Source organism: uncultured Sphingomonas sp. (assembly GCF_964237335.1).
Lineage (GTDB): Bacteria > Pseudomonadota > Alphaproteobacteria > Sphingomonadales > Sphingomonadaceae > Sphingomonas.
In genome coordinates this window covers 1-21,337 of the sequence record NZ_CAXSHM010000043.1, presented here as the reverse complement: position 1 = coordinate 21,337, position 21,337 = coordinate 1, and the positions used below count along the sequence as shown (strand labels likewise).

Annotated in this window: 18 protein-coding genes and 3 pseudogenes; 7 read left to right on the top strand and 14 right to left on the bottom strand. The window is 67.7% G+C overall.

The window, feature by feature from the left end:
* Positions 1–334: 334 nt before the first annotated feature.
* Positions 335–937: pseudogene (locus ACFE65_RS15465) on the top strand (ATP-binding protein); the annotation flags it as partial.
* 49 nt (positions 938–986) lie between these two features.
* Here the strand turns inward: ACFE65_RS15465 and ACFE65_RS15460 are convergent.
* From ACFE65_RS15460 to ACFE65_RS15445, 4 genes and pseudogenes are all read right to left on the bottom strand, one after another.
* Positions 987–2,181: pseudogene (locus ACFE65_RS15460) on the bottom strand (IS3 family transposase).
* Between the two features lie 76 nt (positions 2,182–2,257).
* Positions 2,258–3,637 carry an LLM class flavin-dependent oxidoreductase gene (locus tag ACFE65_RS15455; protein ID WP_375383265.1) on the bottom strand — a complete coding sequence of 460 codons (1,380 nt, stop codon included), beginning with the start codon at positions 3,635–3,637 and terminating at the stop codon, positions 2,258–2,260.
* 37 nt (positions 3,638–3,674) lie between these two features.
* Positions 3,675–4,670, bottom strand: a complete 996-nt coding sequence (locus tag ACFE65_RS15450) for an SMP-30/gluconolactonase/LRE family protein (RefSeq protein ID WP_375383264.1) — start codon at positions 4,668–4,670, stop codon at positions 3,675–3,677.
* Positions 4,670–5,710: a class I SAM-dependent methyltransferase gene (locus tag ACFE65_RS15445; protein ID WP_375383263.1), complete on the bottom strand. Its 1,041-nt coding sequence runs from the start codon at positions 5,708–5,710 to the stop codon at positions 4,670–4,672. Before ACFE65_RS15445 ends, ACFE65_RS15450 begins: the two co-directional genes overlap by 1 nt.
* Before the next feature lie 155 nt (positions 5,711–5,865).
* Between ACFE65_RS15445 and ACFE65_RS15440 the strand changes: the two genes are divergently transcribed.
* Positions 5,866–6,147: a hypothetical protein gene (locus ACFE65_RS15440; protein ID WP_375383262.1), complete on the top strand. Its 282-nt coding sequence runs from the start codon at positions 5,866–5,868 to the stop codon at positions 6,145–6,147.
* Positions 6,144–7,535: an FAD-dependent oxidoreductase gene (locus ACFE65_RS15435; RefSeq protein WP_375383261.1), complete on the top strand. Its 1,392-nt coding sequence runs from the start codon at positions 6,144–6,146 to the stop codon at positions 7,533–7,535. The genes ACFE65_RS15440 and ACFE65_RS15435 overlap by 4 nt, the downstream gene beginning before the upstream one ends.
* Here the strand turns inward: ACFE65_RS15435 and ACFE65_RS15430 are convergent.
* Genes ACFE65_RS15430 through ACFE65_RS15415 form a run of 4 tightly spaced genes read right to left on the bottom strand, consistent with a single transcriptional unit; the run spans position 7,532 to position 10,731 of the window.
* Positions 7,532–8,161 (bottom strand): isochorismatase family protein, encoded by a 630-nt coding sequence (locus ACFE65_RS15430; protein WP_375383260.1) that lies wholly within the window; start codon positions 8,159–8,161, stop codon positions 7,532–7,534. The two genes, ACFE65_RS15435 and ACFE65_RS15430, sit on opposite strands and share 4 nt — an antisense overlap.
* A complete protein-coding gene (locus ACFE65_RS15425) occupies positions 8,151–9,023 on the bottom strand; it encodes an oxaloacetate decarboxylase (RefSeq protein WP_375383259.1) in 873 nt (290 codons plus the stop codon). The genes ACFE65_RS15430 and ACFE65_RS15425 overlap by 11 nt, the downstream gene beginning before the upstream one ends.
* Entirely contained in the window at positions 9,020–9,949 is a 930-nt protein-coding gene (locus ACFE65_RS15420; protein ID WP_375383258.1) for a polysaccharide deacetylase, read from the bottom strand. Before ACFE65_RS15420 ends, ACFE65_RS15425 begins: the two co-directional genes overlap by 4 nt.
* Positions 9,950–9,972: 23 nt before the next feature.
* Entirely contained in the window at positions 9,973–10,731 is a 759-nt protein-coding gene (locus tag ACFE65_RS15415) for an arylmalonate decarboxylase (protein WP_375383257.1), read from the bottom strand.
* 169 nt (positions 10,732–10,900) lie between these two features.
* Between ACFE65_RS15415 and ACFE65_RS15410 the strand changes: the two genes are divergently transcribed.
* Both ACFE65_RS15410 and ACFE65_RS15405 read left to right on the top strand, forming a co-directional pair.
* A complete protein-coding gene (locus ACFE65_RS15410) occupies positions 10,901–11,188 on the top strand; it encodes a DUF1330 domain-containing protein (protein ID WP_375383256.1) in 288 nt (95 codons plus the stop codon).
* A 54-nt stretch (positions 11,189–11,242) separates the two neighbouring features.
* Positions 11,243–12,445, top strand: a complete 1,203-nt coding sequence (locus ACFE65_RS15405) for an FAD-dependent oxidoreductase (protein WP_375383255.1) — start codon at positions 11,243–11,245, stop codon at positions 12,443–12,445.
* 61 nt (positions 12,446–12,506) lie between these two features.
* On the opposite strand, the gene ACFE65_RS15400 is transcribed toward ACFE65_RS15405, so the two are convergent.
* Positions 12,507–12,668 carry a hypothetical protein gene (locus ACFE65_RS15400; RefSeq protein WP_375383254.1) on the bottom strand — a complete coding sequence of 54 codons (162 nt, stop codon included), beginning with the start codon at positions 12,666–12,668 and terminating at the stop codon, positions 12,507–12,509.
* 149 nt (positions 12,669–12,817) lie between these two features.
* Here ACFE65_RS15400 and ACFE65_RS15395 point away from each other — a divergent pair, with 149 nt between their 5' ends.
* Together ACFE65_RS15395 and ACFE65_RS15390 are read left to right on the top strand one after the other, a co-directional pair.
* Positions 12,818–14,224 carry an MFS transporter gene (locus tag ACFE65_RS15395; protein ID WP_375383253.1) on the top strand — a complete coding sequence of 469 codons (1,407 nt, stop codon included), beginning with the start codon at positions 12,818–12,820 and terminating at the stop codon, positions 14,222–14,224.
* A complete protein-coding gene (locus tag ACFE65_RS15390; RefSeq protein WP_375383252.1) occupies positions 14,221–15,147 on the top strand; it encodes an alpha/beta fold hydrolase in 927 nt (308 codons plus the stop codon). Before ACFE65_RS15395 ends, ACFE65_RS15390 begins: the two co-directional genes overlap by 4 nt.
* A 4-nt stretch (positions 15,148–15,151) precedes the next feature.
* Here ACFE65_RS15390 and ACFE65_RS15385 read toward each other — a convergent pair whose 3' ends face one another.
* The 5 genes and pseudogenes from ACFE65_RS15385 to ACFE65_RS15365 all read right to left on the bottom strand — a co-directional run.
* The gene (locus tag ACFE65_RS15385) at positions 15,152–16,429 is read right to left on the bottom strand and encodes a M24 family metallopeptidase (protein ID WP_375383251.1); all 1,278 of its coding nucleotides are present in this window, start codon (positions 16,427–16,429) and stop codon (positions 15,152–15,154) included.
* A gap of 78 nt (positions 16,430–16,507) precedes the next feature.
* Positions 16,508–18,916, bottom strand: a complete 2,409-nt coding sequence (locus ACFE65_RS15380; protein ID WP_375383250.1) for a TonB-dependent receptor — start codon at positions 18,914–18,916, stop codon at positions 16,508–16,510.
* A gap of 281 nt (positions 18,917–19,197) precedes the next feature.
* The gene (locus ACFE65_RS15375) at positions 19,198–19,968 is read right to left on the bottom strand and encodes a helix-turn-helix domain-containing protein (protein ID WP_375383249.1); all 771 of its coding nucleotides are present in this window, start codon (positions 19,966–19,968) and stop codon (positions 19,198–19,200) included.
* A 141-nt stretch (positions 19,969–20,109) separates the two neighbouring features.
* Positions 20,110–21,027 carry a polysaccharide deacetylase family protein gene (locus ACFE65_RS15370; RefSeq protein ID WP_375383248.1) on the bottom strand — a complete coding sequence of 306 codons (918 nt, stop codon included), beginning with the start codon at positions 21,025–21,027 and terminating at the stop codon, positions 20,110–20,112.
* Positions 21,027–21,337: pseudogene (locus ACFE65_RS15365) on the bottom strand (polysaccharide deacetylase); the annotation flags it as partial. The pseudogene ACFE65_RS15365 and the gene ACFE65_RS15370, both read right to left, overlap by 1 nt.

Sequence of the window (21,337 nt, the reverse complement as noted above, 5' to 3'; positions counted from 1 at the left end):
GCTGCAGGCGCCTGGGGAAAAATACAGCTTCATCATTCTCTCCTAAACTCATCTCGAAACGCGCGAGCCCCGCGAGGGATGCGGCCCAGCGGGCTTCGCTTCGACGGTTCGGCAGGTGCTCTCGATCGTGGCTCACCTATATCTGTACCGTCGGCAAGCTGCTTAAGCGCCAACGGCAGCGCATTCGTGTCCGCAGGTTTGAAAGCGACCAGCGAGCATAGCCGCAGCCCGGTCGACCCGGGTTGTGAACGGCTAACCGTCATGCCAGCGTCGGCCACTATCAAGCGAGTTTAGGCAAGTTTACAAAGAACGGATAAACCACTATAAATTAGCTATGGACCCGCGTCGCAACCCATTCGCTCCAGGTGCCGGCACGCCTCCGCCTGAACTTGCCGGCCGCGAGCCGCTGCTGGATCGCACGCTGATCGCGCTGGATCGGATCCGGGCGGGCAGGGCGGCACGATCCACCATCTTCTACGGCCTGCGCGGGGTGGGCAAGACGGTGCTGCTTGGGGCGGTGCGCGAGGCAGTCGAGGCCGGGCGGATGCTCGCCGTGTCGATCGAGGCGCCCGAGAACCGCTCGCTCCCCGCGCTGATCGTGCCCTCCCTGCGCGCCGGCCTGCTCCGGCTCGACCGGACGGCGCGCGCCGGCGATGGCGTGAAGCGCGCGCTCAGGGCGCTGGCAGGATTTGCGAAGCTCAAGGTCAAGTACGAGGACTTCGAGGTGGCGCTCGACCTCGAGCCCGAGCCGGGCCTCGCGGACTCCGGCGACCTCGACCTTGATCTTGCCGACCTGATGGTAGCGGTGGGCGAGGCGGCCCGCGAGCGGGAGAGCGCGGTCGTGCTGATCGTCGACGAGTTGCAGTATGTGGCCGAGGATCAGCTCGCCGCGCTCATCAGCGCGCTGCGCCGGGCCAACCAGCTGCGCCTGCCCGTGACGCTGGTGGGCGCAGGGCTGATGGTCCCCTGTTTTCGTGGACCCGGGTTTAGGCCATTTGTCGTTCGGCCTGTTCTGGGGTCTTGTAGCCGAGGGCGGAGTGGATCCGCCGCCGGTTATAGTAGCCCTCGATATACGCGAACAGATCGCGTCTGGCATCCTCTCGGATCGCCCATCGCCGTTGGTGGACGAGCTCGACCTTGAGCGTGTGGAAGAAGCTTTCCATGGGCGTATTGTCGTAGCAGCAGGCCGTCCGGCTCATCGATGGTTTGGCCTTCATCGCAATGAGTTGCTTGCCGTATGCCTCCGATGCGTACTGGCTACCGCGGTCCGAATGGCAGATGAGGCCTTCGGCCGGTCGTTGCCGCTGCGCGGCCATCATAAGCGCGGCGAGCGGCAGCTCGGTACGCATGTGGTCGCGCATTCCTGTCCTGAGCGAAGTCGAAGGGGACCAGCCGACGATCTTGCGGGTCGCAGGTCGAGCACGGCGGCGAGAGATAGCCATCCTTCGCCGGTCGCGATGTAGGTAATATCGGCGAGCCAGACGCGGTTGGGCGCCTCGGCGACGAACTCCTGCTTCAGTAGGTTCGGCGCGACTGGCAGGTTGTGGCGGCTGTCGGTGGTGCATGGGCGGAACCTGCGTCCCGCCAGTGCGCGGATGCCGTGACGCCGCATCAGACGCTCGATACGACCACGGCTCGCCGTCCTGCCTTCCGCGCGCAGCGCGGCATGCATCCTGGGGCTTCCATAGCGCCCATGATGCTCGCCATGGAGACGACGGACATCGCCGAGCAGCGTGCGGTTTGCCGCGGATCGCGCGCTCTCCGGACGGCAGCGCCACGCGTAATAGCCGCTGGCCGAGACCTCGAGGACCCGGCACATCAGCCGGACCGGCCACTGGCCGGCGTGATCGCGGATGAATCTGAAGCTCATCTCGGCACCTCCGCGAAAATGCCGATCGCTTTTTTCAACACGTCGCGCTCCATGCGCGTGCGGTCGAGCTCCCGCTTCAACCGCGTAATCTCGGACGCCTGATCGGCCAGCGACGGCAGTGGCGCGACGCCAGGCACCGACGGCCTTGGTCGACCGGCACCGCTACGGATCACCGCCCGCCAGTTCCGCAACATCGATGGGGAAATTCCCACCTCGGTCGCTACCTGCATCACCGGCCGGCCACTCGTCTCCAGCAGCGCCACCGTCTCACGCTTGAACTCGGGAGAAAACTCCCGCCTCGTCTTCGGCATTGCACACCTCCATGCCCCTCAGGGCTTAGCAAAGGTGTCCACTGAATCGAGGGACCATCACAGTCTACTTCGCACATCAACATGGACTGGCTGGCCGTCTACTTTCCTGCTGCGACCAGAACCCCGGTTGCGGCCGCTTTGCAGCGCGCCTGTCCTCTCCGGCTGGTCGGGGAAGGTCGAGATGGTCTCTCAGCGTCGTGCCCGCATAGGCGGTGCGGAACAGCCCGCGGGCCTGCAGCACCGGTACGACGCCATCGACGAAGCGCGCGAGCATGTCGGGCAGGATCGGCGCCGCGATGACGAAGCCGTCGGCGGCGCCGGCGGCGAACCAGTCGGCCAGCAGGTCAGCGACCTGTTCCGGGGCGCCGTTGACGGTTCGGCTGGTGCGTCCCGCGGCGACCTGCCGCGCGATCTGGATCAGGGACAGGCGCTCGCACGCGGCCTGCGCGACGATCCGCTGCTGCGATCCTTGCGAGGCGTTGTTCGGCGGGATCGGCGGCAGCGGGCCATCGGGATCGTAGGGCGACAGGTCGAAGCCCGCGAACTGCATCTCCAGCATTGCGATCGCCAGCGCGGGATCGATCAGCGCATCGAGGTCGGCGGCGATCGCGCTCGCCTCCGCCTCGCTGTCCGCGACGATCGGCTGGATCGCGGTCAGGATGCGTAGCGCGTCGGGGGCGCGACCCGCCGACGCGACGCGCGCCTTCAGGTCACGGTAGAAGGCCACGGCGCTGTCGATCGACGGGTGCGAGGTGAACACGACGTCGGCGCTGCGCGCGGCGAGGTCGAGGCCCGCGCCCGACGACCCCGCCTGGACGATGACCGGATGACCTTGCGGTGGCCGGCCCATCGTCAGCGGCCCCTCGACGCGGAAGAACGCGCCCACATGGCGCAGCGCGTGGATCCCTTCGGGGTCGCTATAGCGGCCAGTCGCACGGTCGGGCGCGACGGCGCCGTCGTCCCAGCCGTCCCACAGCCCCCGCGCCACCGCGACGAACTCCTCGGCCCGCGCATAGCGTTCGGCATGGCCGAAATGCGCGTCACGCCCGAAATTACGCGCCTCGTGATCGGTGGTCGAGGTGACGACGTTCCAACCCGCGCGGCCGCCGCTCAGATGGTCGAGCGTCGCGAGCCGGCGCGCGGCCGAATAGGGCTCGTTGTAGCTGGTCGACAGCGTCGCGATAAGGCCGAGCCGGCTCGTCGCCGTCGACAGCGCGGCGAGGATCGTGACCGGGTCCATGCGCAGCGCGTCGAGCCGCGCGAAGGCGTCGCGGCCCGGCACCGGCCGGAATCCCTGCGCATCGGCGAGAAACAGCGCGTCGAACAGCCCCCGCTCGGCGATCTCCGCGATCGCGCGGTAATGTGCGATGCCATGCAAGTCGCTGTCGGCGGCGAGCGGGTGACGCCAGCCCGCGACGTGCGCGCCGCTGCCCATCGGCATGGCGAACAGGTGCATCTGACGTGGTGCGGGCACTGGCGTGATGGCCGGGTCCTTACAGCCGGTGAAGCGCGGTCAGTCCCGGGCGGGGCCACGCCATTCGCGCGACGATGCCGCTGTTCGACAGCGTCATGTAGAGCGTGCGCTGGTCCGCGCCGCCGAACGCGAGCGCGGTGGGCGAGCCCTCCGTAATCCTGACCCGCCCGAGCTCGCGGCCATCGGGCGACAGGCTCAACAGCTCGCCGCTCTGAACGCAGGCGACGACCAGATTGCCGTTGGCTTCAACCGCCAGGTTGTCGAACAGCAGCACTCCGCCGACTGCCGCCACGATCCTGGAGCTCGGCGAAGCCCCGCCGGCGAGCATCCCGCGCCCGGCGATCGTATAGGCGGCGATCTCGCGCCGGTCGGACAGCGCGACGTACAGCGTCCGCCGGTCGGGGCCGAGCGCGAGGCCGTTGGGGTTCTGGATCGGGTAGGCGACCTCGCGGATGTCGCTGCCGTCGCGCTTGGCCCAATACAGCCCGCCATTGTCGCGGGTGCGGGCATGGGTCTTGCCCGTGTCGGTGAACCACAGATCGCCCCATTCGTCGCAGACGATGTCGTTGGGGGCCTTCAGCCGTTCCGTGCCGACGCTTTCATAGAGCGTGCGCACCGCGCCGGTCGCGGGGTTCACCTGCTGGATTGACCCGCCGCGATAATCGGCGGGAACGCCGGTCGGGACGTGGCGCCCGGCGATGCGCGTGAAGGTGAGGCCGCCGTCGTTGGCGACATAGACCATCCCGTCCGGGCCGATCGTCGACCCGTTGGGGCCGCCGCCCAGCGTCGCGATCGTCTCCGGCGTCCGGCTGCCATGGCGGAGCCGGTTGTACGTGCCCGCAGCGATCTCCACGAACATCGTGCCGCTATCACGCAGCGCGACGATCCCCTCGGGAAACGCGAGGCCGTCGGCCAGAACGACCAGGCCAGGCGTCGCCTGCGCGTCCAGCCGGCCGGCGAGCAGGGCCGAAGCCAAGCCGCCTAGGATCGTCGCGCGGCGGGTTGGTCCGCGCATCAGGGCTTGGTCGCGACCAGCACATAGGGCGTGCCGCGCCCGATCGCCTGGCCGGACACGTCGACAAAGCCGAGCTCGCGCGCCAGTGCGACGAGATCGGTGCAGGCGGACACGCGCCAATAAGGCTCGCCGCCGTAACGCGCGACATGGTCGAACCGCCATGCGGCCAGCCTGTCGAGCTCCGCGTAACGCGGCACGTCGCCGACCAGCATTGTGCCACCGGGCTCCAGGATGCGGAACGTCTCGGCGAACATCCGGCGGATGATCCCGCGCGGCAGTTCGTGGAGCATGTTGTACGAGGCGACGAGATCGAAGCTTTCGCCCGCGAAGCGGCTATCCTCGCACGCACGCTGGTACAGGCGCCAGGGCAGCCCCGCCTCGTTGGCGACGCGGCGCGCGTGTTCGAGCATCCGCGCCGAATAATCGATCCCGCTGAGCTGCGCGTCGGGGAACATCTGCGCCAGCGCCACCATGTTGTGACCGGACGAGGCACCCATGTCGAGGATACGCGCATAGTCGCGGCGCGGCGTGCATTCGGCGGCGGCGCGGCGCTGCGCAAAGATGTCCGCGCCAAACACGCGGGTGAGGATCAGCTTGTGGATCAGCTCGCCGTGGACATAGCCGTTGTGGTCGCTCGCATCCCAGCCGCCCGCGGTGCGGTGAAACCACACGCGCGAGAACCAGTCGGGCGGCACGAGATCGGGATCGAGCTCCAGCGTCGCCGGCCCATGGTCGAGTGCGGCGAGTTCCGGCGCCAGCGTGTCCGCGATCTCGTCGAACGCGGCCTGGCAGGTGGGCCCGTGATCGCGCGCGGTCCATTCCGCGGCGAGTGCGCGCAGGCGGTAGGCGTCGGAGGATGCGAGCGTCGCGTCGATCAGCGTATGCCGGTCGTCGAGATCGTCGGGCAGCGTGGCGGCGGTGATGCCGTGGCTGGCGAGTTCGGCCTCCACCTCGCGTTGCAGCGACGAAACCATGCCGCGCATCGTTATGTGGAAATCGATCGCGGCGCGACCGCGCTGGGCGAGGGCGGGGGGCTGCATAGCGATACTCCCGATCGAGACGGTTCAGCTTATCAGGCGATTGGCGGATAGCGCGCCCGGCGCGCCCGCTATCCGCCAGTCGATCATCTCGGCAAAGGGCGACGGTGCCGATCCTGCCGCTTCCTATGGAGGATCGGCGCCGCCGGAGACCCGAGATGACCAAGACCCTGCTGTCTGATCCGCCCGAACGCCGGATGCTGGGCGTGGATCAGATCGACGATATCGGCCTTGCGCTGCTGGCGCTGACGCGCGAGTTGTGGGTGGTGATGGACCGTCAGGCGGTGCTGGAGAAGCTGCTTGAGCGCCACGGGATCACGGCGGCCGAGATCGAGGCGTTTCAGCCGGACGCGGCTTTCGCCGCAACGCTGGAGGCCCGCCGCAAGGCGCTGGCGGATACGGTGGTGGGCGCGCTGGCGGGACGGGATGACGCGGCGTGAGCGTAGTGCTGGACCAGGGCCGAACGTTCGAGATGATGATGCCCGTCGTGGTCGTCGGCGCGGGGGGCTGCGGGCTGTGCGCGGCGATCGCGGGACAGGATGCGGGCGTGGAGGTGCTGGTGCTGGAGCGCGACGCGACGCCGCTCGGCTCGACCGGGATGTCGACCGGATTGATCCCGGCGGCCGGAACGCCCGAACAGGAGGCCGAGGGGATCGAGGACGATGGCGCGCGCTTCGCCGCCGACATCCTCGGCAAGGCCGGGCGGGCCGACGCGGCGATCGTCCGCCATGTCGCCGATGAGTCGGCGGAGACCATCGCCTGGTTGCAGGGCCACGGACTGCCGCTGACGCTGGTGAAGGGCTTCGTCTATTCCGGGCACAGCGTGCGCCGGATGTTCGGATCGCCCAATCGCACCGGCGGCGAGCTGATTGCCGGACTTCAGCAGGCGGCGGAGGCGGCGGGCGCGTCGATCCTTTGCGGGGCAAGCGTCGAGACGCTGTTCGTGGACGCCGCGCGGCGTGTGACGGGCGTCGCGTTCCGGCGGCCCGACGGCGCGGTCGAGGAGGTCGGCTGCAGCGCGCTGATTCTCGCCTCGTGCGGGTTCGGCGGCAACGCGGCGCTGGTGCGCGACTGGATCCCGGAGATCGGCGCGGCGCCGTACCACGGCCATCCCGGCAACAGAGGAGACGCGATCGCCTGGGGCGCGGCGCTCGACGCCGGCTTCGCGGACATGACCGCGTATCAGGGGCACGGCAATCTGGCGGCAGGGCACGGCATCATCGTCAACTGGCCGAGCGTGATCCTGGGCGGATTCCAGCTCAACCGCGACGGCGATCGCTTCTACGACGAATCGATCGGCTATTCGGCGGCGGCGGCGCACGTCCATGCGCAGCCCGGGCATGTCGCCTGGACAATATTCGACGCGCGGATCGCCGCGACGCTCGACCAGTTCGAGGATTATCAGGACGCGGTGCGCGCGGGCGCGATCGTCGCGGCGGACGACGTGGCGGCGCTGGCGGCCGCGACGCGGCTGCCGGCGGAGCGGCTGGCGGCGACAATGGCGACGGTGGCCAATCACGCGGACGGATCGAAGCCCGACCCCTTCGGGCGCGACTTCACCGCCGGGCCGCCGCTCGCCGCGCCGTACCGCGCAGTGCGGGTGACGGGGGCGCTGCTCCATACGCAGGGCGGGCTGGTAGTCGATCGCGACGCGCGGGTGGTGGGAACGGATGGCGCGGCGCTGCCCAATCTGTTCGCGGGCGGCGGCGCGGCGCGCGGCGTATCGGGGCCGGGCGCGGCGGGCTATATCGCGGGCAACGGGCTGCTGACCGCAACGACGCTCGGCAAGCTCGCGGGCCGGGCGGCGGCGGCGCAGGTCGGCGGCTAGGCGGCGCGGCGCATAAGCATGGCGGCCTCGCCCTCGCTTACCACTTCGGCAATCTTGGCGGCCATGTCGAACAAGTTCTGCTCGTGCGGCCGTCCGTCGCGGTCGCCGCATGCCTCGCGCACCACGAACGGCGCGAAGCCGTGGCACAGCGCGTCCAGCGCGCTCGCGCGGACGCAGCCCGAGGTCGAGAAGCCGGTGATCAGCAGCGTGTCGACGCCCGCGGCATGCAGCGTCGGCGCGAGCGAGGTGCCGAAAAAGGCGGACGGATATTGTTTGGAGACGACGAGCTCGCCGGGCGCGGGCTGCAGGTCCGGCGGGAACGCGCCGTCGGGCGATCCGCGCACGAAGGCCTTCAGCGCGGGCACCTTGCGGAAGAACTGGCCGCCGTCGATCCCGCCGGGTTGGTAGACGACGTTGGTGAACACCACCGGCACCCCCGCCGCGCGCGCCGCCGCCGCCAGTCGGACGTTGGACGCGAGAGCCGCCTCCACGCCGGCGTAGAGCGGCGAGGCGGGGTCGAGATAGGCCATCACGACGTCGACGATCAGCAGCGTGGGGCGGCCGCCGAACGCGAGCCGGCCACCGAAGCCGGCAGCGGCGTAATCCTGGCCCAGATCATCCTGCATAGCGCGCCTCCTCGGCGATCAGCGCCTGCGCGCCGGTGATGCGGTTCATGTCGCCGAGGCTGGCGAGGTCGAGCCCGGCGCTCGTGCCCTCACGCTTCAGTTGCGCGAGCCAACCGGGCGCGTGGCGCACGAACCCGTGCATCAGCAGCAGCGGGTGGAGCGCGACCGCGAACCCTATCGCCTCAAGGTCCGCGCCGCGGTCGGTTGCGCTGACGCCGCCCTCCACAAGATTGTGGACCAGCGGCACGCGGGCGGCGAACCGGTCCGCCACCGCCTGCGTCTCCGCCAGCGTGCGCGGTCCCTCGACGAAGATCAGGTCCGCGCCCGCCGCCAGATAGGCGTCTGCGCGGTCGAGCGCCGCGTCGATCCCCTCGACCGCGACCGCGTCGGTACGCGCGACCACCAGCATGTCCACGCGCGCGTCGAGCGCCGCCCGGACCCGGCCCACCGCCTCGGCGAGCGGCGCCATCGCCTTGCCCGCCATGTGGCCGCAGCGTTTGGGAAAGGCCTGATCCTCGATCTGGATCGCCGATCCGCCCGCGCGCTCGACCAGGCGCACGGTGCGCGCCAAGGTGAGCGCGTTGCCGAAGCCCGTGTCGCCATCGACGATCAGCGGGATCGCGACGCGGTCGCGGATCGCGGCGACGGCCTCGACCAGCTCGGTCATCGTCGCCATCCCCATGTCGGGCCGGCCCAGCCGCGCCATCGCCAGCCCCCCGCCGGTCAGGAACGCCGCGCCGAACCCCGCCTGCTCGATCAGCAGCGCGGACAGGCCGTCCCAGCAGCCGGGCACGGACGCGAGCGTCCGCCGCCCGTCCGTGCCCGTCGCGACCAGCGCCCGGAGCGCGGCGAGGTGGTTCACCCCTGCGGGCTCGGTCCGAGCTGGCCGGGGATGTGGCTTTCGTGGTTCTGGAGGTACCAATCGGCGATCTCCTCGCGCGTCGCCCACCACACGCCGGGCAGCGACTGGGCGTGCTCGATGAACTCGCGCAGCGCGCGGATGCGGTGCGCGCGGCCCGAGACGTGCGGGTGCAGGCCGACGTTCATGATACGGCCGGTCGTCGCGCCCTCGTCGTACAGCACGTCCAGCTCCTCGATCAGCGCCTGCGCGAACTGGTCGGTGGTGAAGTTCTTGCGCGTGATGAAGGTGAAATCGTTGATCTCGTTCGAGTACGGCACCGACACGATCGGGCCGTTCGGCGTGCGCAGCAGGAACGGCTGGTCGTCGTTCATGATGTCGCAATAGAAGGTGCAGCCCTGCTCGGCGAGGATGTCAGCGGTCTGCATCGTGCCGCGCAGCGACGAGGACAGCCAGCCCTTCGACTTGCGGCCGGTGAACTTCTCGAACTGGTCGAGGGTGCGCAGCACGATCTCACGCTCTTTCGCGGGATCCTGCGCGAAGTTGGTCAGCAGCTCGCCCTGCTCCCAATTGTGCGTCAGCAGCTCCCAGCCGCGCTCCAGCACCGCGTCGGTCATCGCCTTGCGACGTTCGAAGGTGACGCCGTTGGTGGTGCAGCTCGCCTTGGCGCCCAATTTGTCGAACAGCTCCAGCAATCGCCAGATGCCGACCCGCTGGCCATATTCGCGCCAGGTGTAATTGGGGAAGTCGGGCGTGTTCCCCGGCAGGATGTCCGGCAGGATCGACGGTCCGCCCGCATAATAGGGCTTGTCGGTATCCTTGGTCAGGTCCCAGGTCTCGAGGTTAAACGTCAGGATCAGCGCGACGCGCGCGCCGTTCGGCCACTTCAGCGGCTGGCGGGCGGGAAGAGGGACATAGTCGTATTCCATGCGGATACTCCTGAGATCGAAACCTAGCAATTGGCGAGCAGATGGCCGAAGCCGTCGATCTGGTCGGCGATGCCCATCGTGCGCAGCGCGTGCCAGTAGGTGGCGGTATTGATCGCGATCACCGGCTTTTCCAGCCAGAACTCGGCGGCGGCGGCGACGTGCGCGAAGGCGAGATTGGTGCCCGCCTGGATGATCGCGTCGACGCCGTCCGACACCGCGGTCGCGGCGCGCTTGAGCACCTGCTTCGATTCATGCGCGATCAGCATCGGCGAGGGTGATTTCAGACCAACGAGGTGGACGACCTCATAGCCCTGATCCTCGAAGAATTTGCGCACGTTGCGGTCGCCAACGGGCATGTACGGCGTGACGATCCCGATCTTCTTGATCTCGCCATGGGTCCGCCCGTACGCCTTGATCGCCGCGTCGACCGCGGTCGAGCCCATGATGACGGGAACGCCGCCGGTCCGCTCCAGCATCCGCTTGTGCAGGCGATCGGCGCCTTCCGCGCCGTCCCAGAAGGTCTCGGCGGACATCCCCATCACGACGCAGCCCGGCTCCATGGACATCGACACGTCGACCGCGTCGAACGTCGAGTCGCGGATCGTGTTCAGCATCACCATGAAGCTGTCGTCGTCGGTGACTTTCGTGTCAGGTATGGCGATGCGCGAGAAGTGGTTAGTCACGCCGCGCGGCTGCATAGCGGCATATTCGGGCTCTACGCTGGTGTTGGTGGATGGCGCCACCACCGCGAACTTCATCCTGTAGCCCAGCGAATCCACCATCAGGCCGACCTTCCCGTCGTTTCGCCGCCTTCGATAGGGCGGCGGGCGGTGCGGCGGCCACGGCCAACGCCGTTTTTCATCGACAGGCGAACAGTCTGACGAAGATCGGCAGCGGGAGGCGGCGGTCGCGGTAAGCGGGGACGACAAAGCGGGGGTGGGGGAGATCGAGATGCCGGCTTATATCGTCGCGACCGTGCGGATCAGCGATCCGGAGCGTTTCGGCTTGTACGCCAAGGGAATAGCGGGGCTGAGCGAACGCTTCGGGGGCGAGGCCGTGGTGCGCGGCGCGGTGTCCGAGGTCGTCGAGGGGGACGGCGTGGTCGGCGAGCGGGTGGTCGTCAGCCGCTACCCCGACGCCGCCGCAGCACATGCCTATCTCGCATCGCGCGAGTACCGCGCGGCCTGCGAGCATCGGGTCGGGGCCGCTGACGTCGTCATGCGGCTGATCGAGGGCTGATCCGCCGTCTTCGTCCGGCGTCGGCCAGTTCCGTTTTTCCAATCGAGAACGAAGATGACAATCAGAACCCGCGTGCTCGTCGTCGGCGCCGGTCCGGTCGGCGCCGTGGCGGCCTACCGCCTGGCCGAGATGGGCATCGACACGATCCTGCTGGAGGCCGGCGCCGACTGCCCGGAGGACATGCGCGCCTCGACCTTCCATCCGCCGTCCTTGGAGATGATGGAGACGTTGGGCCTGGTCGACGAGCTGCTGGCCGACGGATTGAAGGCGCCGGTCTATCAATACCGCAACCGCCGAAGCGGCCATATCGTCGAACTCGACCTCGGCGAGCTCGCGGACATGACCCGCCATCCGTACCGGCTGCAATGCGAACAGTATAAGCTCGCGCGGCTATGCGCGAACCGACTGCGTGGCCATGCGCATGGCGCGGTCGGCTTTAATCGCCGCGCGCTGTCGTTCGCGCAGGACGATGAGGGCGTGACGGTGCAGGTCGAAGGGGCGACGGCGATCGAGACGTACCAGTGCGATTATCTGATCGCCGCGGACGGCGCGAGTTCGACGATCCGCAAATGGACCGGCGTCGAGTTCGAAGGCTTCACCTGGCCAGACCGGTTCCTGACGCTCTCCACCGACTACCCGATCGAGCGCCATTTCGACCGGCTCGCTAACGTCAATTATGTCGCGGACGCGGACGAATGGTGCGTACTGCTGCGCGTGCCGACGCTGTGGCGGGTGCTGGTGCCCGCGCCCGAGAGCGACACCGACACCGCGTTCCTGTCGGATGCGTACAAGGACCAGGTATTCGGCGGGCTGCTCGGCATCGACACGCCGATCGAGACCTATCACCGGACCCTGTACCGTGTGCATCAGCGGGTGGCCAAATCGTTCGTCGCCGGCCGCGTACTGCTGGTGGGCGACGCGGCGCACCTCAACAACCCGCTCGGTGGATTCGGCATGAACTCGGGTATCCATGACGCGTGGAATCTGACGGCCAAGCTGCAGGCGATCCTGCAGGACGGCGCCGCGGCCGAGCCGCTGCTCTCGCGCTACGATCGCCAGCGCCGGACCATCTGCACCGAGTTCGTCCAGGCGCAGACGATCCAGAACAAGCAGGCGATGGAGGGCGCCGGCGACGACGGTCGCTCGACGCAGGAGCATCGCATGGACGAACTGGCGGGCGATCCGCAGAAGCGGCGGGCGTATCTGATGCGGCAGGCGATGTTCACCAGCCTGGAACGCGAGGCCGAGATCGCCTGACCATGCCCAGCGATCGCGCTGGGCGGATCGCCAGCGCCGTAGCCGGGGCGCAACGGCGCGATCACGACGCGCTCGCGCGAGCGACGGCGTGGTCGGTTCGAACATCCAGGCCGACTTGGGCGTCGGGCAGCGGCGGCGGCGTCCCGGCAGGATCGTCGCCCGCGATGCCCAGGCGCGCCTGCCCCCGACGCCGGTCGACATGGCGTTTCGGACTCGCCGTCATGCAAGGCGCCGTAGGACACCGCAGCGGCCGCCGCCAGTCTACTCGCCGCCAGTCCACCCGCCATCTATCCGCCCACCGGATAGTCTGGGATCCGCCGGTTCGCCCGCCCCGCGTGTCGGTAGGCTGCGTTCACGAGCAGGGAGACGCGCATGGCCAGCCGAACGATCGCCGCCCCCCTTATGCCGGTGGCCCCTGTGCGCGCCGATGGCGAGCAGCGGCTGCCCGTATCGCTCTGCCTGGGCTTCGGCGTTGGGTCGTTCGGCATTGCGATCCTGCTCAACACCGTCACCACCTTTTTCCCCGCGCTGATGACGACGGTGCTCGGCCAGTCCGCCGCCATCGCCGGGCTGCTGCTGACCGTCTCCAAGCTGTACGACGCGTTCGCCGACATCGCGATCGGGATGGTCAGCGACCGGACGCGCTCGCCGATCGGGCGGCGACGACCGTTTCTGCTCGCCGGCGCACTGATCGGCGGCCTGTCTTTCCTGCTCCTCTTCGTTCCGCCGCACCTGTCCAACGGCGCGCTGGCGCTGTGGATGGGCTTTGCGCTGATCGTCTATTCGACGGGGTATTCGCTGTTCTCGGTCCCCTATGTCGCGATGGCGGGCGAGATGACCGACGGCTATCACGAGCGTACCCGGTTGTTGTCTTATCGCGCGTTCTTCGCAATGCTGGGGCAGCTGCTGGCGTCGGCGGGCACGGCGGTGATCATCACCTGGGCGGGTGGCGGGCGCCCCGGCTATGCGGCGATGGGAATCGCGACCGCGGTGCTGATGGCCGGATCGATGATCGGCAGCTTCCATGGCACCCGCCAGGCCCGCATCGTCCAACCCGAACAGGCCACCCGGACGCTGGGGCGCGGCGCGGCGTTGCGCGCGCTGGCGTCGAACAGGCCGTTCGTGCTGCTGATGCTCATCAAGATATGCCAGTATATGGGCATCGCGATCATCAACACGACCAAGCTGCTGTTCCTGCTCAACATCGTCCACGTCGGCTACGTCGGGCTCATCAACCTGACATTGGTGCAGAACGTGGTGAGCGCGCTGTGCGTGCCGCTGTGGGCCTGGGCGGCGCGACGGTTCGGCAAGCGTCCTGCCTATCTGGTGTCCACCGCGATCCTGGCGATCGTCTATCTCAGCTGGTTCTGGACCGGGCCAGGCCTGACGATGCCCGCGATCTGGCTGCGCGGCGCGGCGAACGGCGTGGCGGCGGCGGGGACGACGCTGCTCAGCGTAGCGATGCTGCCCGACGTGATGGAGTATGACCGGCTGCGCACCGGGCTGCGGCGCGAAGGCATCTTCTCGAGCATCTATTCGATCGTCGAGAAACTGTCCTTTGCGCTGGGCGCCGGCGTGGTCGGGCTATTGTTGGCGGCAGGCGGTTACATCCCGACGCTGAAGGGAGCGATCGTCAACCAACCCGCTACCGCGGTCTCGGCGCTTTACGTCGGCGCGTCGCTGCTGCCCGCGGCGCTGATGACGGGCAGCTTCCTGCTCATGCTGTTCTACCCCCTCAACGAAGCGCGGCTGAAGCGCGCTCGGGAGATGTCGCGATGATCCGAACCCTGGCCCTCCTCCTTGCCGCCGCGGCCCCGATCGGCGCGGCGCCGCCCGTCCCCGCCGGCGCGCCCGCGCCCGCGCCCGCGCCCGCGCCCGCGCCAGCAGCCGGGCACGAGCGGCGCGCTTATGTCGACGGACCGTGGGGGCAGATCCATGTCCGCATCGATGGTCCGGACGACGGGCCGACGGTGCTGCTGATCCACAAGATGGTCTGGTCGTCGGTCGAGTTCGTGCGAGTCCAGCCGCTGCTCGCGTCGCGGGGCATCCGGTCAATCGCCGTCGACCTGCCAGGTTACGGCATGTCCGACGAGCCGTCGAGCCAGCCGACCACGGACGATTATGCCGACGCGCTGCTGCCGGTGCTCGACCGGCTGCATGTGCGCCGGGCGGTGGTCGCCGGAACCAACACGGGGGCGACGATCGCGGTCGCGTTCGGTCTGCGGCATCCCGACCGGACCGCCGACCTGATCCTGGAGGGGCTGCCGATCTTCAAGGGAGCGGCGCTCGACGCGCTGCTCGCCGAGCCCGAGTTCGACCGGACGGCGCGCCCCGACGGCGCGACGCTCATGGCGCGGTGGCGCGCAATCGATGCAATGGCGAAAGGCACGCTGCCGCCCGACACGATCCAGACGAGTATCCTGCAGTTCTTCTCCGCCGGACCGCATTACCTCTACGGCCACGAGGCGATCTTCCGCTACGATCTGGAGAGCGCGCTGGGGCGGCTGACTGTGCCGGTGATGCTGCTGACTTATCCGGGCGACCAGCTTAATGCGCAGGCGCGCTCGGCCAAGGCGGCGCATCCCGCCTTTACCTTCGTGGACATGGGCGCGCCCCGCATGATGGCCGATTACCAGGCGCCCGCGACCTGGGCCGCCGCGGTCGCCGATCGGATGCTCGCGCGCGATCGCACCGCGCGCTGAGCGTTCAGGCGGCGGCGCGCGCCGCGCCTGGGCAGATGCGCAGCGAGGTGTCGCAGCTCGTAAGCGGCTCGACCCCGTCGGCGGTGACCAGCAGTTGGTCCTCGGTGTGGAGGTTGCCCCAGCCGATCTCGTAATAGGGCATGTCGAGCGAGAAGATCATGTTCTCCTCGAATATGAACTGGCCGTTGCCGCCGGGCAGCGTCGGGCCGATCGGCAGCATATGGTCGCTGTGCTCCAGCCCGATCGAGTGCGGCGTGGCGAAGAAGAAGCCCTCGAACCCGGCGTCGCGCACTGCGTCGATCACCGCGTCCGACACCTCGCGCCCGGTGACGCCGGGCTTCACCACGTCCAGCACGGTCTGGCAGCCGACCTCGAGCGCCCTCATCCGGCTCACCAGTTCGGGTCTGGGTTTACCGCATACCGCTACGCGGCCAAGATCGCCGTGATAATTCTTGTACTCGCACAGCCCGTCGAAGGTGATCGGTTCGCCTTCCAGCACGCGGCCCAGGTTCTGGTTGGTGCCGTTCTGCCCGGTCGCCAAATAGATGCCGCGCGCCCCGCGCTTCGCGGTCTCGACGTTGTAGATCGTCTCCAGGTCGTCGCGCGGCATGCCGACCTCGAGCGAGGCGATCACCGTCTCCAGCGCCTCCTGGTTGATGCGGGCGACCTTGCGCATCAGCGCGATCTCATCGGGCGTCTTGACCATGCGGATCTCACGGAACATCGTCCAGGCGTCGCGCACCTTGAGGTCGGGCAGGCCGATCTGGTTGAGCCACGGCCCGACGCGGGGATCGTCCGAGCCCAGCACGGCGCCGGCTAGGCCCGCCTCCTGGATCGCCTTTTTCAGCGCATAGGTGGCGTTGACGGAGGCATTGCCCTTGTTACCCTCCATGTATTTCAGATAGTCTTCGTCGCGCGGGCTGAGCGCGTCGTGCCGGATCGGCCATTTCATGCCATATTGGACATGTTCCGGGTCCTCGACGTCGGGATCGAAGTCGCGGCGGTCAAGATAGACCGGGTGGACGTAGCTCTGGACGCTGGGCATCCAGGTCGATTCCGGCCGGTGGAAGAACCGCAGATGTTCGACGCCGGTGACGATCAGCGCCGCCGGCGCGGTCTCGTCGCGCGGCAACAGCGCGTAGTTGTAGAAAGTGCGCCGCATCCGCATCAACGCGCCCCAATAGTCGGACAGGTAATAGACGTTGATGGCGTTGACCGCGATCAGGCCGTCGAGACCCTCGCGATCCATGATCGCATAGGCACGAGGCTTGTTCAGAAGCATGGTCAGTCTCTCTTTGCGGCGCTGGAACGATTAAGGCCCCCGCGTCGCCGGAACGCGGGAGCCGGGGAGAGGGTACGATCAGAACTTGACGGCTACGCGCGCGCCGAACGTCGGCTTCTCGGGCGCCGCCAGGATGATGAGGTTGGCCCCTTCGGCCACGTTGCCGAACGGGTTCGCGTTGCGCAGGATGTTGCTGGGCACCTTGCTGTCGAAGATATTACGGCCGAAGATTTCAACCCGGTACTTGGCGTTCTCGACGCCGATGGTCAGGTTGAAGCGATCGGCGGACTTGAGGTAGGCGATATTGTCCTCTGTCGCATATTGTTTCCCGGTGTAGATATAGTCGAGGCGGGCAGTGCCGCTCCAGTCGGCATAGATCGGGTGGAAGTAGGCGATGCCGGCCGTGCCGCTGAATTGCGGATAGCGCTCCATCGAGTTGCCTGCCGGATCGGCGATGCCGTTGATCGCGACGCACTCCGCGCACACCGTGTAGAGGATCTTGGTGTGCGCCCAGTCGAACGTGCTGTCGAACGTGAGGTTGCGGGTGACTTTGAGCGTCGCTTCGGCCTCGATGCCCCACAGGTCGGTGCTGCCGTTGGGGAAGGTGAACGTCGCCGTCGAGGTGGTCGTGCCGGTGGTCGTATAGGCGATGTTCTGGTTGATCTGGCGATGCCGCCACTGCCCGTAATAGCCGTCCGCCAGGATGCGCAGGCGTCGATCGAAGAACTCGCCCTTCACGCCGGCCTCATAGGTGTTGAGCGTCTCCTCCGGAACCGCGAGCGGGATGCTGCCGCCTGCATTGGCGATCAACTGTGCCTGCTGGGCGGCGGTGAAGCCGGGCAGGCTCGAGTTGAACGTGCCGGGGCGCGTGCCGCGCGCGAAGGAGGCGTAGAGGCTGACCAGCGGATCGATCTTGTAATCGATGATCGCGCGCGGGTTGAACGAGCGGAACGTCTGCTGCTGGTTGAACCCGCCGACCGTCATGACGTGGTGATGGATGGTGTCGAACTGATACCGTCCCTCGCCGCTCAACGTCAGCTTGCTCGTCACGTCGTAACTCGCCGATCCGAAGATGCCATAGGTGGTCGCGAGGTAGTCCGTCGGCTGGGTCAATTGCGTGATCGTCGGTACGCCGGTGGCGTTGGGCCTGAGCGCGCGGCCTTCGAACAGGATGCTCTCGTGATAGAAGTTGCCGCCAAGCATCGCCTTGAACGGGCCGCTGCCGTTGGTGGAAACGCGCAATTCGGCCGAGGTGTTGACGATATGGTACGGCAGATACACGCTTGAATAATAGCCGGTGCCGTCCGGCGGGCGATTGTAGGTGTCGGTGATGACCGCCCAGTTGTTCTGGTTGTGCCCGACCGAGCCGGCGACGGAGAAGCCGTCGAGATCGTAATTGGCGGTGCCGTTCGCCTGATATTCGTTCCGGTGCAGCCCCTGATGCGTTATGAAGTCGGGACTAACGACGCCATGGCCGCTGTTGGTCAACGTGTAGAAATCGCCGTTGGTGCCCGCCACGGTGTTCTGCGCCATGCGCGCGGTGTTGATCGAGCCGATGCCCCCGCAGATATAGTTGAGGCCGTTCACCGCGCGCCCGGTGCCGCCGGGATTGCAGTTGTAGTCCTGCTCGGTCAGCGCAGCCTGCGCGGACGGGCCGTCCTTGTCTTCCCAGATGCTGAAATATCCGCGGATCGTCAGCCGGTCGATCGGCTTGGCGATGATGCTCGCGCCGAAGGAGTTGGTCTCGCGCTCGCCGAGCTTCCCACCGTAGCCGACGTTATCATACTGGCCGTCCGTGTGGTAATGACGACCGGTCAGGCGGATCGCCAGCTTGTCCGCCAGGATCGGCCCCTCGACCGTGACGCTGTCCTCGGTCGTGCCATAGCTTTCGGACGAGCCGCTGATCGTGCCCTTGAAGTCGGTGAGCGAGGGGGCGACGGTGATGAAGTTGATCGCCCCGGCGAAGGTCGCACGGCCGAAATAAGCGCTTTGCGGCCCGCGCACGACCTCTACGCGCTCGATGTCCGTCAGGCCGGGCAGCGCGCCGCCGGGAATCGACACGCCGTCCAGGAACACGCCGACCGCGGGGCGATTGGGGGAGTCGCCTGGGTACATGCCGCGCATCGTGATGGTGTAGAAGCTGCGGTCGTTACGGTTGGCGGCGCTGTTCTCGTACCGCAGCCCGGGTACGAAATCGTTGAGCCCATTGAGGTCGCGAATGCCGCGCGCCGCAATGCCGGCGGCATCGAGGGCAGTGATCGAGACCGGGACCTGGAGAATGCTCTCGCCGCGCTTGCGCGCGGTGACGATCACGTCGCCCAACTGGTCGGAGTCGGGCTGGGTCTCCACCGCGGGCGTATTCGCCGGCTCGACCGCCGCGGCCGGCGGGGTGGCCGGCGAGGCCGGCGGGAAGATGCCGGCGTTGGAGGATTGCGCGCTCGCGGCCCCGCCGCAGGACAGGCCGATCGTAACCGCGGCCGAGGCCATCAGCGCCTTTCGCAAAAATGTAGCGTTTGCCATGTAAGTGTTCCCCTAAGGATAGAATCATCGCCCCTGCGGGAACCGCTGGCAGTCTCTTGCGTACTGCCTCGTCGGTTCGTGCTGACGAGGATTGCAGATGCGTGGTGAGAATCCATGCGGCCTCGCGATTTCTCCACCAGACGATAACTGCCGCCCCCGACTATCCGATGGTCGAGCAGTTCTCGCGACCGGGCGCGCCGAAGGGGGCCGCCCTAGGTCGCCGAATACGTCCTTTTGTCGGTCAAAGCTTAAAGATCGGCGCGGATGGCGGCGGCGGTTTCGTTGAGTGGCGCTACGAAGCGTTCGGTCGCCTCGCCCATCTTCATCGCGGCGGAGAAGAAGGCGAGCGTCAGCGTTCCCGCGACGCTGGTCTCCGCGAGGATCGGAACCGCGACGGACGACGTCTTACCCGGATTGCGCGTGAACCGGTTGTGGCCCCGGGTGGCATAGCCGTCGCGACGGATATCGCTTGCGAGCGTGCTGGTTTCGAACAGCTCGATCATGTGGAGATTGACGCGCTTTGGCAGGATTTTCAGCGCGTTGAGCAGGTTCTCTCGCGCATTGTCGTCGATATGGGCCAGATAGGCGAGGCCCGCCGCGCATTCGAGCACCGGCATGGTGAAACCGGGATGATAGTTGTTGAACGTGAGCGTCGTCAGCGCGTGGGTCGAATCGCGGATGACCATCGAGTGGCCGACATTGGTGGTCAGCGAGATCGGCCAGCCCAGCCGGCGGGTCAGATCCACGATGTGCGGCCGCGCGACTTTGGCGAGGTGCGCATCCCCCTGGAACCCGTGCGCCAGCGTCTGCACCAGGGCGGTCGGGCGATAGCGCTTGCGTGCGGGTTCGCGCTCGATCAGCCCCTCGAAGAGTAACGTCTGCACGATGCGGCAAGCCGTCGGATACGGGACCTCGGACGATCGGGCGATCTCCATCAGCGATAGCGATGTGCCGCGGTTGATCGCCTGGAGAACCGCGAGCCCCCGGCTCAATGCGCGTATCGGAACGCCTTTTTCCATGGTCAGGCCGCAACTCCCGCATATCGATCGCGGATTTGGATGTTCGTCATCCATCGCAGATCGGCGACGAAGCGCCACCGCGCCGCGGCCGGATCGATCGAAAATATCGTGCCGGTCCTTGGCATAGCACCATACCCGAAGTTAGTCGGGATGAGCTGCAACGACCTCGGACACCGTCGCGAACCAGTTCCCCCGCCGCCCGGCGAGCCACGTCAGCAGCGCCTCGAACGCACCGATCCGGTAGGGCAGACCCAGGATATACGGCGTGATCTGGAGCGGCAGCATCCGGCCGCCGAAGCGGCCGGCCTCGCCCTCGATCCACTCGCACGCATCGCCGATCTGGTCGGCGTAGCTTTCGGCCGAATGCTGCTGGACGGTGATGATCTGCCGGTCTGAAAGCTCGTGGTTGAGCGGCACGTTGACGATGGGACCGGCGGGCGTCGTCATCGTGAACGGCAGCTCATCGTTCACCCAGTCGAGCATCGTCGCGACACCCTCCTCGACGAGCAGCCGCGGCGTGTTCCAGCTCTGGGAGCGCGCGATTGAGGCCCAGGCGGTGGGGCGCACGCCCGCGACGCGTTCGAGCGTGTCGAGCGTCGTCGTGATGAGTAAGCGCTCGTCGGCTTCGGCAAGGCCCGTGGCGATCGTGCCGTTCATGTCGGTGGAATGCGCCACGATCTCGTGGCCGGCGGCGACGATGTCGCGGATAACCGAGGGGTAGCGCTCGGCGATCGCGGCATTAGTCGCGACCGAGACCGTGGCGCCGACGGCCGCGAATGCGTCGAGCAGCCGGTAGAGGCCGACCCGTGTACCGTATTCGCGCGAGGTGTAGTGGCGGTAGTCGGGATAGACGGTCTGCATGTGACCGGGCGCGCGGAACGGCTTGTCCTCGGGCACGATCGGAAACCATTCGAGGCTGACGACGATCGGCACCGCGACCGTCCTGCCGCCCGGCCAGACGACGGGCGGCCGCTCGAACAGGTTGGAATAGCCGTAGAGATCGTGATCCATCCCGCGCGCGCGACGGGGGTATTGGAGATAGCCGGGATCGAGCGCCATCAGCCGGCCACCGTGTAGCGCGCGGCGTCGGCGACCGCGGCGTCGTAATCGTGCGCGAGGAAATGGTCGGCGATGTCGCCGCTCCGCGTGATCCACGCGCGTCCGTCGGCGGCGATGTGGCGCAGCACCTCCTCGAACGGGCCGATGCGGTGCGGCTGACCGATCAGATAGGCGTGCAGCGGGATGCACATCACCGTGCCCGACCGCTCGCCCTCGGCCGCGAGCCGCTCGTACTGGCGGATCAGCGTGTCGGCATAGTCCCGCGGGCTCATGTTGTAGACGAAGAAGCCATAATGGTCGTTGACCTCGA